The 11,256-nt window shown below is 40.1% G+C and carries 10 protein-coding genes; 4 read left to right on the plus strand and 6 right to left on the minus strand.

Features of this window, described 5'->3' with window-relative positions; genetic code table 11:
• Positions 1-108: 108 nt before the first annotated feature.
• Positions 109-561, minus strand: a complete 453-nt coding sequence (locus tag VK664_RS10965; RefSeq protein WP_461398698.1) for a DUF3276 family protein — start codon at positions 559-561, stop codon at positions 109-111.
• A 149-nt stretch (positions 562-710) separates the two neighbouring features.
• Complete coding sequence (locus VK664_RS10970; RefSeq protein ID WP_461398699.1) at positions 711-2,567, minus strand: ABC transporter ATP-binding protein; 1,857 nt, start codon at positions 2,565-2,567, stop codon at positions 711-713.
• 438 nt (positions 2,568-3,005) lie between these two features.
• On the opposite strand from VK664_RS10970, the gene VK664_RS10975 reads away from it, so the two are divergent.
• A complete protein-coding gene (locus tag VK664_RS10975) occupies positions 3,006-3,938 on the plus strand; it encodes an alpha/beta hydrolase (RefSeq protein ID WP_461398700.1) in 933 nt (310 codons plus the stop codon).
• A 215-nt stretch (positions 3,939-4,153) separates the two neighbouring features.
• Entirely contained in the window at positions 4,154-4,555 is a 402-nt protein-coding gene (locus VK664_RS10980; RefSeq protein WP_461398701.1) for a response regulator, read from the plus strand.
• 1,245 nt (positions 4,556-5,800) lie between these two features.
• Here the strand turns inward: VK664_RS10980 and VK664_RS10985 are convergent.
• Positions 5,801-6,007 (minus strand): hypothetical protein, encoded by a 207-nt coding sequence (locus VK664_RS10985; protein WP_461398702.1) that lies wholly within the window; start codon positions 6,005-6,007, stop codon positions 5,801-5,803.
• Positions 6,008-6,035: 28 nt separating this feature from the next.
• On the opposite strand from VK664_RS10985, the gene VK664_RS10990 reads away from it, so the two are divergent.
• Positions 6,036-7,448 (plus strand): alpha-L-fucosidase, encoded by a 1,413-nt coding sequence (locus tag VK664_RS10990; protein ID WP_461398703.1) that lies wholly within the window; start codon positions 6,036-6,038, stop codon positions 7,446-7,448.
• Between the two features lie 96 nt (positions 7,449-7,544).
• Here the strand turns inward: VK664_RS10990 and VK664_RS10995 are convergent, their stop codons facing one another.
• The 3 genes from VK664_RS10995 to VK664_RS11005 form a co-directional block, all read right to left on the minus strand.
• Positions 7,545-8,036 (minus strand): CinA family protein, encoded by a 492-nt coding sequence (locus VK664_RS10995; RefSeq protein WP_461398704.1) that lies wholly within the window; start codon positions 8,034-8,036, stop codon positions 7,545-7,547.
• A gap of 203 nt (positions 8,037-8,239) precedes the next feature.
• Complete coding sequence (locus VK664_RS11000; protein ID WP_461398705.1) at positions 8,240-8,845, minus strand: DUF4142 domain-containing protein; 606 nt, start codon at positions 8,843-8,845, stop codon at positions 8,240-8,242.
• A gap of 429 nt (positions 8,846-9,274) precedes the next feature.
• Positions 9,275-10,441 carry a glycoside hydrolase family 18 protein gene (locus tag VK664_RS11005; RefSeq protein ID WP_461398706.1) on the minus strand — a complete coding sequence of 389 codons (1,167 nt, stop codon included), beginning with the start codon at positions 10,439-10,441 and terminating at the stop codon, positions 9,275-9,277.
• An 85-nt stretch (positions 10,442-10,526) separates the two neighbouring features.
• On the opposite strand from VK664_RS11005, the gene VK664_RS11010 reads away from it, so the two are divergent.
• Positions 10,527-11,018 carry a DinB family protein gene (locus VK664_RS11010; RefSeq protein WP_461398707.1) on the plus strand — a complete coding sequence of 164 codons (492 nt, stop codon included), beginning with the start codon at positions 10,527-10,529 and terminating at the stop codon, positions 11,016-11,018.
• Positions 11,019-11,256 lie beyond the last annotated feature (238 nt).

Raw genomic sequence — 11,256 nt, forward strand, 5'->3', positions numbered from 1 at the left:
AGGGTACCCATCTAACGTTTTGACTGGCTTATTAGTATTAATTCACTTTTAATGTGCAAAAAAAAAGCTCCTGATTTACAGGAGCTTAAATATTTTATTAAATGCGTATTACCACTTATCAACTTCTTCAGAAGCGCTGGTATTCTCAACTGCTGCAGTAATAACAGCAGCAGGGGCAGCTGCAGCAATTGTTACAGCCACTATTTCGGGTTCTACTACCCTTTCAACGCTTTCAGTGCCAAATTCACCTTCGTTTTCAGCGCCTTCAACCTGGTCGTGATTATAAGCGTCAAAATCAAAGTCCGGCATAAGATCGGTTTTCACATAATCAACTGCTTCAGTCAAAGCCTTCAAAAACTTATTAAAATCCTCTTTGTAAAGGAAAATCTTGTGTCTGTCGTACCCATTTTCGTTAAACTTCTTCCGGCTCTCAGTAATGGTAATATAATAATCGTTACCACGGGTTGCTCTTACATCAAAGAAGTAAGTTCTTCTTTTCCCGGCTCTGATGCGCTTACTGTAAACGCTTTCCATTCTTTTTTCATTATTGTCGTACGCCACTGTTAGATTTTTTTTTACAGTTAAGAATTATCTGTCTCACAAAATAGTAGTTACAAATATAATATTGTTTTTGAATCGACAAAATTTCCTTAAAAGTTTTTCCGTTACTTAATACATTGACTAACATAAAAGAACAGTTGCTAACTGTTTTACACCTCAACATTCTCCTGTTCGTGTCTTTGTTGATTATAGAGAAATGTATAATATCCATTACGTGCAATTAATTCATCATGTGTACCCTCTTCCACAATTTTACCATCTTCAAGCACAATCACCTTATCAAAGTCAAGCAAGGTAAAAATCCGGTGAGTTATGATAATAGCAGTCTTATCTTCAAGGAAACGGTTAAGATTGGTTAGAATTTCTTTTTCAGTTTTTGCATCTACTGCGCTCAGGCAATCGTCAAACAATACAAATTCAGGCTTTCCGATCAGTGCCCGGGCAATAGAGATCCTTTGCTTCTGCCCACCGCTCAAAGTCACTCCTCTTTCTCCCACCATTGTATCGTACTGTTTGCTGAAACCCATAATCTCTCTGTCGACATATGCATTCGATGCAGCCGCTTTTACCTCTTCCATACCTGCATCCGGCTTACCGAACCTGATATTGTTTGCCACTGTATCACTGAACAGAAATACATCCTGTGGCACATAGCTGATTTGGGTCCTCAGTTGCTTTACTGATAACTGGTTTAATGGTGCACCGTTGATTTTAATACTGCCACTACCGGGGTCGTACATCCGAAGAAGTAATTGGGCGATGGTCGTTTTACCAGAGCCGGTGTGACCAATTATGGCAATTTTCTGTCCTTTACGGATATAAAGGTTGAAGTCCTGCAAAGCATGGATCCCCGTATTCGGGTAAGTGAAGTTTACATTATCAAAATGAATATCACCTGCTATAGGAGTCGTGGACGGTTGAATGGGGTCCTTGATCACAGCCTCAGTCTGTAAAAACTCGTTTAGTCTTTTTTGAGATGCTGCCCCGCGTTGAATCATACTGGCCGTCCACCCGATGGCACTAACGGGAAAGGTGAGCAGGTTGATATACATCACAAATTCAACTATGGTACTCACGTATTCACCTGAAGGATCGTTGGCAGCATATAGCCCGCCTATCATGATTGTCAGCAAAGTGCTTAAACCAATCAGGAGCGTCATCGTTGGAAAATAGATTGACTCCACCTTAGCCAGTCCAATAGCATTTCTTTTATAATCTTCACTGTTCAGGTTAAAAAATCTGAACATGGCCTTTTCCTGGACAAAGGATTTTATTACCCGGATGCCTGAATATGATTCCTGGGCATTGGTGGTAAGATCTGCAAGCTTTGCCTGTATATTCTCACTTTTTTTATTGATGATATTATTAACCACGTAAATCGTGACAGCCAGTATCGGCAAGGGACTGAGTACATATAGTGTCAGGATAACATCCTTTTTCAACATATAAAACAGGCAAAATGAGATCCGGAAAACAAGGTTAACCAGGTACATGATAGCTGGTCCTGTATACATCCTCACCCGGCTTACATCTTCTGCAATCCTGCTCATCAGGTCGCCGGTGCTATGTGTTTTATAGAAGTTTGAATCAAGTGTGAGATAATGCGCAAACACTTCATTTTTCTGATCAAACTCGATATGCCGGCTCATCACAATGATCGTCTGGCGCATAAGGAAAAGGAAGAATCCACTGAGCAGTGCGAAGATCAGGATGGCCGCGCCAAAAAATCCCAATCGTTGGGCGAAAGTCAGGCTACGCGAATTCAATCCACTTATAAAAAAATCTACCAGGGGATCATAATTGCTGGTTCGGAGTTTGGAATTGGTGCCATCCACATACTCCTGTATCATGTTGAAGATATAGCCGGTAATCTGGGGGGCCAGGATGGCGAAATAGTTAGAAAGCACTATAAATAGTATCCCAAATCCAAACCTGTACCGGTACTTCCAGAAGTATTTATTTAAGACAGAAAGATGTTTCAGAATTTTTTTTGCAAATTTAAGCATTATCACCCAGATGAGATCTTCCCGGTAGTTTGTTGAACCTCATCATCCAAATGAGACCTTGCCGGTAGTTTGCTGTACCTCATCATTCAAATGAGACCTTGCGGTAGTTTGTTGTACTTCATCATCCAAATGAGACCTTGCGGTAGTTTGTGTACTTCATCATCCAGATGAGATCTTCCGGGTAGTTTGTTGTACCTCATTGATATGAGTAGAAAGAAAACATTTTATTCGCTTGCTCCGTATATTTAATGATTATTCAGAATTAAACACCCGTTGGAAGATTTTTGTCAACATTGTGTGAGTATATAATTGTTTAGGTGCAACATTATTGGGGTACAACATTGTTTGACTACAACATTGTGTGGGTACAACATTGTGTGGGTATAAGATTGTATGAGTAACGATTATCAGAAATTTTTTTAGAATAAAAATGAATGGATGAAATTTTTCAGGCTATTGCTCTTAACTATTACCTGCTTTTCAGAACTAACAGCACAGGACAAGGTGAAATACCGGGATCTCGTATTTGAATCCTCCACACGGAAAAAAAACATCTATTATGGTGAACCTGGTGCCGGGCGACCCAAAGCTTATCTTATGGATATTTATAATCCTGAAGGAGATTCCTCTTTGAACAGACCAGTGATCGTGTTGATGCATGGGGGTGGATTTAAGCTCGGCTCAAAAAGTAACAGCAGAATGAAGATATGGGGCCGCAGATTTGCCCGGATGGGTTATGTATGCGTTTCAATCAATTACAGACTAAGTAAAAAAAAACCACTGAGCAGGTTTAATGACCTCGTGGAAGGCTGCCTGGAAGCAACCGAAGATGCAGGTATCGCAGTCGGTTATCTGAAACGCAATCATTTGAATCTTGGCATTGATACTTCAAAAATCATAATGGCAGGACATTCAGCAGGTGCAATGATAGCCCTGCAAATAGTGTATAGCAGCCCCGCGGAAATGCTGCATCTCATAAAGCCGGCGATTGCAGTTGCTGCTAAACCGGAACATAACAGGGAAGAGATCGCAGCGGTTGTTAATTTCTGGGGAGCAATCTATGATACAACCTGGTTGGCAAATGCCAGGGTACCTATAGTAAGTGTACACGGATCTAAGGACCGGGTAGTTCCTATAAATTTTGATGACACCCCCATGTTCGGTAGCGCTGCGATTCATCGTGAAGCAACCAGGTTAAGCATTCCTAATGTGTTGAAGATATATGAAGGCAAGGGTCATGAATTACAACGTCATTTTAACCCCCTTTATGCCGGTTCCGTCGCCCGGAAACGTTGGCGCGAAGCTGCAGATTTTGCGTCTTCATTTTTATACGAGACACTTTATATTAAAACAGTCGCACATACCCGATAAGCAGGCACATGATAGCCAAACAGTCGCGCATACCCATAAGCAGGCACAGTACAGAGCATCCTGATAAATTCTAACACCAGGGCAACTAATGTTTCATCTGTTTTTGAAGGATGAGCATCCTGATAAAGACAGAAAGTAAAGAAAGTTTTGGTGCACGATTTACCATAATTTTGACCTTCAGGCAAGAAACCAGGCTCAAAAATAAAACCTAAATAATGCAAAGAAAAACCGTTTTGCTGGCTGACGATGATATAGATGACCGGGAAATGTTTGAAGAAATCCTTTCTGAAAATCAACATGTGCAACTTACAGGCAGTGTTGAAAACGGCCAGGAACTACTTGGGTTTTTATTAACTCTTGATTCTGATACCCTGCCTGATCTGATAGTTCTTGATCACAATATGCCAAAGATGAACGGCATGCAGACGCTGGACGCATTGAAAAAAAACAATAAATATCAACACATACCTGTGGTTATCTTTTCAACTTATTGCGATAATAAGTTAATGACCGAGTGCACGAACCTCGGGGCTGCAATGGTTTTTACAAAACCATCTTCTTTTGATGAATATGAAGACATGATTACCACATTCCTGGAAATCATACCCGTAAAATAACCTGACCCAGCCACTGGATTAAAGGAAATTCCAGCCTTGCTTCAGCTCCATTCAATTTAAACAGCTATTCCATTCAGTTAATAAAGGGTATTCCATTCAACTTAAAGTTGTCTGAACTTTGCTAATTCCCTGAAGGCTATTGGCTCATATTGCATGGGCTCCAGGAGATTCCAACCTATTGAGTTTTTAGCCTTTTCTTGCTGTTTTCAGTCTCCCGTTGGCATTTTCAACAATAAATGCCCAAAAATCGAAGAAACCCGGCCATTCACCGAATAAGTTATTTAACACAAGTTTGTTTTTCCATCTTTATATCACAATAAGAAACAAGCACAAAACAAATATTCCTGAAGAACCAACAATATCCTGAAAGACCCTGATCCAATCCTAAGAAATCAAATAACAGAATACCAATCCTTTAAAAAACCAGCCAACCCTAAGTAAAACCAATCAGACCCTTAGAACAGCCAACAAGTTTCTTTTGAACGACCTACAAGATCCTTTGAACGACCTACAAAATCCTAAGAACTACCAACAAGATCCTTAGAAACAGCCACAAGATCCTTAGAACAACCAACAAGATCCTTAAAAAGACCAGCCAGATCCAAAAAACAACCCGATCCCTGAAAAGCCAACTAAACGTACCTGAAAACTAATTGATCCGCTGAATCCTTTGAAACCACCAATCCAACGATTCCATGTAATGAACAGATCTTAAGATCGCTGAAAAACCAACTGATCCAACAAAACATGAAAAACCATCCGAATCCTAAAAACCATCCGATCCTTTAAAAAACTTCCGATCCTTCGAAAAAACCAAAAGAATCCTTAAATCATCCTTCTAAAACCAAAAAGATCGTACTTCGTCCTTTAAAAAACCCTATTTTACAACTCTAATCGAATAACTACCATTTAAACAACAATTGAATCTTCCGATTAGCTATCAGCATCTAAGTTGCCGATACCAGGATTCAACAAGGACAAAACCATTAGCACTAAAAACCATTAGCACTAATTAAACAAATCAAACCGTGAAAACTGTAATTCAATTGCTGAAAGACACTGTACAAGTTTTAAAGAAGGGTTACCCTAGTCTTAAACCAGCTGTAGTGGTTCGTCAAAACCAGGAACGGAGATTACCGACAAAACGAAATCAGCCTTAGCCACAAAGTATTGTAGTATTGATTGTTTAGCCCAAAAAGAATTACTGTTATAACAACAGATCTGACCGCTTATTAAGCGGTTTTTTTATGCACAGTCCACTCCAATGCTCATCTCTGTCAAAAGCTCACCTGGAAGATCTACAAGTATGTTTGCAGGCTTTTGATCCGGCTGCAACAGTTGCCAAATCAGGTTTAGTTCTTTATTGCCAATGGCAACCACCAGGTGGGCTGCGACTATAACCGCTACCATACCAGGTTTAGTTCTGCAAGGTTTAGGATAGCTTTTCATCATATCTTGCAGATCAAATCATCTATCTCCAATGAAATCAAAATCATTACCCATTCTACCCTTCTGCATATTCACAATTCTGTCCTGCTTTTATGTGCAAGGTCAGGGTATGCTAAAACCGTCTGCGGAATCGCTGGCACCTTTGCAACAGAAGTTTATCGATTATCGTTTTGGAATGTTTATTCATTATAATATCCCCACCTATATGGATCACGATTGGGCTGATCCGGAAGCCCCCGCTTCTACTTTTGCTCCAACCAACGTGGATTGTGATCAGTGGGCGAAAGCAGCAAAATCGGCAAACATGACTTACGGTTGCCTGACAACAAAACATCATAGCGGTTTTTGTATCTGGGATACAAAAACAACTGAATACAGTGTGATGAATAGTCCATACAAAAGAGATATAGTCGCTGACTATGTCAAAGCTTTTCGCGACAATGGACTAAAGGTGATGTTATATTATTCTATCCTGGACACGCATCATAAGCTTCGCCCCCACCAGATCACAAAAAAACATATCACTATGGTTAAGGCGCAGATAACAGAATTGCTGACCAGGTATGGTAAGATTGAAGCACTTATTATTGACGGCTGGGATGCTCCCTGGTCAAGGATTTCCTATGATGAAATTCCATTCGATGAAATTTATCTGCTCATCAAATCTCTTCAACCCGACTGTTTGCTGATGGATCTCAACGGTGCAAAATATCCCGGGGAAGGCATGTATTATACTGATATAAAAACATATGAAATGGGTGCCGGTCAAAAGCTTGCGAAAGAAACTTCAGCTATGCCCTCCCTGGCCTGTCTCCCGATAAATGGTTCATGGTTCTGGAAAACTGATTTTCCAGACAAGCCGGTTAAGGATCCCGCCAGGCTCATAAAAGAAACTTTGATACCACTAAACGAAGCCAGCTGTAATTTCATACTTAACGTGGCTCCGAATCGTGATGGCAAAATCGATCAGAACGCCTTGACTGCGCTTAAACAGATTGGTGCAATATGGAAAAACGATGGACCATTACCAAAGCTGCCTTCTCTTGACGCACCGATAATTTCCTCCAACCTTGCTTTGAATAAGCCATCCAATTCAAGCTGGAGCGATGACATGAACATCATGGATTTTGCCAATGATGATGACTTCAGATCTTCATGGATTTCAAATACTACAGTCAAACAGCCATGGATAGAAATTGATCTTATGAAGAGTCAGCCCTTCAATACTATTGTTGTCGCAGAAAAATCGGCTAATATCAGTCGATATAAAATTGAATTTTTCAATGATGGCAAATGGACAACATTAATAACCGGTGAAAATAAAAAGAGATTTAAGTTTCACCGGTTCCCTAAAGTGACGGGCAGCAAAATAAGATTATCAATTCTTGAATTTACCGGTCAACCAGCAATCACTGAAATCGGTGTTTATAATGAAAAAAGATAAGGAGTAGTGAGTGGTAAGTGTGTAACCTGGTCAGTTTCACAACTCATAATTCATCACTAACTCATCACTCATAACTCATAACTCATAACTCATAACTCATAACTCAGAAAGGAGTGTAGAGGCGAAACTTTTAAGGACTTCATTGACATAAAAGAGTTGAACACCTATGCCTTCCTTCGGTTCTGTATCAAGCCTTGCGGAATGCAAAACCCGTGACTGGTGTGTGATGGCAAAGTAAGCAAATAACTTGTTATCGGATTCGGGGACGGGAGAAGCATAACCTGTGATTCCTATTCCATATTCACTGTTGAATTTTATCCTTACATTTTGAGCCAACTCAATAGCTACCCTTTCCGAAACACAATTAACTGAGAGGGCATGAGCTGGTTCAATGTTCAGATGACGGAACTTTTGATTAGGATTATACACCGTAATACCGCCCTCGAAAAACTCCACCGTATCCATCGTGTTAGACATTGCAAATTGCAGAAGGCCACAAGTAACACTTTCTGCAATGGAAACTGATTCTCCTTTTTGCATTAACGCATTTCGGATCGATTGAAGTGTTTCGTCATCAAATAGTTTCATGGAGAAGTTGGTTTTTTAAAGTGAACACTATTGAAAAGTGAATGTTACTCAAAAATGAACTTCAATGAAAAAGGCCAGGATTGGCCTGACCTTTTTCGGTTCTATAAAAGTTATTTTTCAAGAACTAATTCAATTTTGTATTTACTTGAATTCAATAAATTACTTGCCAAATTTTTCAAAATTTGCTTATCAAACCTTTTTGCTTAAAGAGACTTGTTTAATGATCTCGCAGCATCAAGATGAGATTTGAGTTTAGGCAAGGTAGCATCAACAAAACTTTTCACTTCAGTGTCTTTTGTATTTTTTGAAGCTTTTTCAAACAGATCCACAGCTTTTTCGTGATCCTTTACCTGCATCTTCATATATGCCTTATCGAAATCTTTCCCGGTTTTTTTTGCAAGATCAGCTGCACCTTCTTTATGATCATTCGAAACGGTGTCTGGAAGCGTAACATTCTTTTTAGCTGCCAGTTCCTTAAGACCAGCATTTGCGCCAGTATGATCAGTTACCATCATCCCCGCAAATTCTTTTACTTTGGGATTGGTCGCTTTATCCTGGGCCAACTTACCAGCGGCAACTTCAGCCATGCCACCATCTGCTGCTTTCACAAAAAAGTCAGCTGTCTCCTCATCAACGGGTGTTGATGCTATTGCTGTGTTCCCCGCTGCAGTGGTGCCTGAATCTTCGGCCCTATCGATTTTTGCTTCATTCGCTGAATCAGCTGTATCTACAGAATCAGATTGTTCAGCATCGTTACATGCAAAAAATACGGAACAAATAGCGATTAATAGTGGTGTTGCTTTTTTCATAACTTAAATATTAGGTGTAACATTTTTGTTTATTAAAGGCAATCAAGTTTCAGGCCAACCAGCTATGGTCCCTATGAAGGCAATTCTGCCACAGGTCTCAGGGAGGCGGTATATGGATCACACAATGGTCCCGATCCATATTAGCTGAGCAATTTTAGCCCGTTAGCATAGATTTTGATACATTATTGACGTAGATTTCACACATTATCGATTTGACTCGTTTTTACATTCCAGGCAGCTTTAACATTCCAGGTCCACTTTATTGTCAAAGTTCAAATCATCGCGGAGAATCATCTTATGGACACAACAAAAAAGACCGGCAATTATTTATTGAGTTTTATAATTATTCTATACGCTATCTGGTACCTTGGCTCTGCTTTCTTTGAAGTTAGTTCCTGGTTTCACATTGTAGGAGTCATTGCCACAGCTTTATTCATTTTTCGGATTATCCGGGGGGACGACTAACATTGAAGTTATTACTGAAAGAAAGCCATCCCGGGGCTTATCCTGGCTTAACTCCCAGAACATTATCCCGGCTAATCCATTCGTGAGAACGTATTTTGCTTTCGCCTTAACAGAAATCATATTATCAAATGTTACAAACTCCTTGCGTTGTGGATTAAAACCATAAGCAGCCTGAGCAATAGAATCATAATAAAAATGGAACCCGCCAGGATCGCTTTCTATTGATTTCAACTTTGAAAACAACACAAAATGTTTAAACTTTCCAGGCTGATCAAGCAGATTATTACCTCTTGTAGTTATGCTATTATCTCTTACCGTCATGCTGAAGACCCTGCCGTAAAATGCGGCACCAATAACAATTTTTGATTTTGGAACACCTGAATCAATCAGATATTTTACTGCATAGTCTGCAGACTCATTTTGTTTTGTTGTTGAATATAATGGCGCATGGTGCCCTGTACTGTTGTGTCTGCTGCTACGCAGATCATAGGTCATCAGGTGAATGCGGTCGACATATCGGGCAGCTTCGCGCCAATCGATTGATTTTTCAAGGCTTTCCTGGTAGGCTCCCGCAGCAAAACTAAGTTCCTTATCACCGCTGAACATTTCAGCGATTGTTTTGAGCAGCAAGGTAAAATTTGATTTATCGTCCGTCGACCAGCTATGTCCCGGATAACCCGGAATAGACGGATACTCCCAGTCAAGATCGAGCCCATCGGCATCAAAGTATTTCAACAATTGCAGTGCAGATTCTGCAAATTCAATTCTTCCGGGCCCGGATGAAAAAACCTGGCTGCAGGTTTTACAGCCACCCCATCCACCAAAGGCTACGATTATTTTTAAAGCAGGATGCTGCTTTTTTAAGCTCACGAGCTTTTTTACTGTTGCTGTGTCAGCTTTATGCCCCAGTATTAATTTACTTCCTTTCAACCGTGCAAAACCATATACAATATGCGTTAATTTACTGATGTCGTAATTTTCGATACTTTTATAGTGACCGGTATAGTATGCAATTATAGCAGGAGATTTTGCAGGCTGGGCAAGGGAAATAACGGCCAACAATACCCCAATAAGAGTGATTACCAGAAATTTCTGACCTGGACCGGTGAACGCAAATTTTTTTGCTGGCATATTCATGCAATTGGGAAATCAAATTAAATGCCTATCCGCACCTGGCACCATCTAAAAGGAATTTTCACGCAAACAAACATCAACTATGCATAACACCCTGATTAAACGTTACATCTTCCAGCTTCAACAAACATACTATGGTGGCAGCTGGGTAAATGAAGACATGGAAAAAAAATTAAAACTGGTTAATGAGGAAACTGCATGGATAAAGCCGCATGGCTATGTTCATAGTATAGCAGAGGTAACATCTCATATTCTTGAATGGCGTAAAGAATTAATCGAAAGGCTGCAGTTTGGAAGACATGCCAGGCTAACTATGGACTCGCCAAACAACTGGATCTCCAACGGGCAGTTAAAGAAAAATGGATGGGCTTATCTTAAAAAACAACTGGATGACACTCAGTCTGAATTGATCGCTTTGTTGGAAAAAAAGGATGACTCATTTTTGGAAAGTAAGTGGTCAGGCAACCTAAACTATGAATGGTTGTTAGTCGGATTATTAGAACATGATATGTATCATCTTGGTCAGATTGGCCTGATTTACAAAATGATTTCTTACAATAGTGGCTCAAATTAGCTTCGATAATTTTGCATTTCACAAGGCTGCTTTGTTAATGTTAGTTGCACAAGTCTGCTTTGCTATTGTTGCACTGTTGATGCTGCACGGTCATGGCGTTCACTCGGTTCTTCCCTTCGCCGGATGGGCCTTTCGGTTGGTTTGATTTGCCACTGTGATTCCTGGTTAATACCATTGTTCATGCCGGGTCTCTGCTGTTGTCTCCGATCTGCTTTTAGTTCCCTGATCGGCTTTTTTA

This window comes from Flavitalea sp. (assembly GCF_035489435.1).
Classification (GTDB): domain Bacteria; phylum Bacteroidota; class Bacteroidia; order Chitinophagales; family Chitinophagaceae; genus DATHKG01.

Bases quoted from the DNA above. Each gene is read 5' to 3' on its own strand.
- VK664_RS10975 (WP_461398700.1), top strand. From the start codon at position 3,006: ATGAAATTTTTCAGGCTATTGCTCTTAACTATTACCTGCTTTTCAGAA.
- VK664_RS11010 (WP_461398707.1), top strand. From the start codon at position 10,527: ATGCATAACACCCTGATTAAACGTTACATCTTCCAGCTTCAACAAACA.
- VK664_RS10995 (WP_461398704.1), bottom strand. From the start codon at position 8,036: ATGAAACTATTTGATGACGAAACACTTCAATCGATCCGAAATGCGTTA.
- VK664_RS10990 (WP_461398703.1), top strand. From the start codon at position 6,036: ATGAAATCAAAATCATTACCCATTCTACCCTTCTGCATATTCACAATT.
- VK664_RS10970 (WP_461398699.1), bottom strand. From the start codon at position 2,567: ATGCTTAAATTTGCAAAAAAAATTCTGAAACATCTTTCTGTCTTAAAT.
- VK664_RS10980 (WP_461398701.1), top strand. From the start codon at position 4,154: ATGCAAAGAAAAACCGTTTTGCTGGCTGACGATGATATAGATGACCGG.
- VK664_RS10985 (WP_461398702.1), bottom strand. From the start codon at position 6,007: ATGATGAAAAGCTATCCTAAACCTTGCAGAACTAAACCTGGTATGGTA.
- VK664_RS11005 (WP_461398706.1), bottom strand. From the start codon at position 10,441: ATGCCAGCAAAAAAATTTGCGTTCACCGGTCCAGGTCAGAAATTTCTG.
- VK664_RS11000 (WP_461398705.1), bottom strand. From the start codon at position 8,845: ATGAAAAAAGCAACACCACTATTAATCGCTATTTGTTCCGTATTTTTT.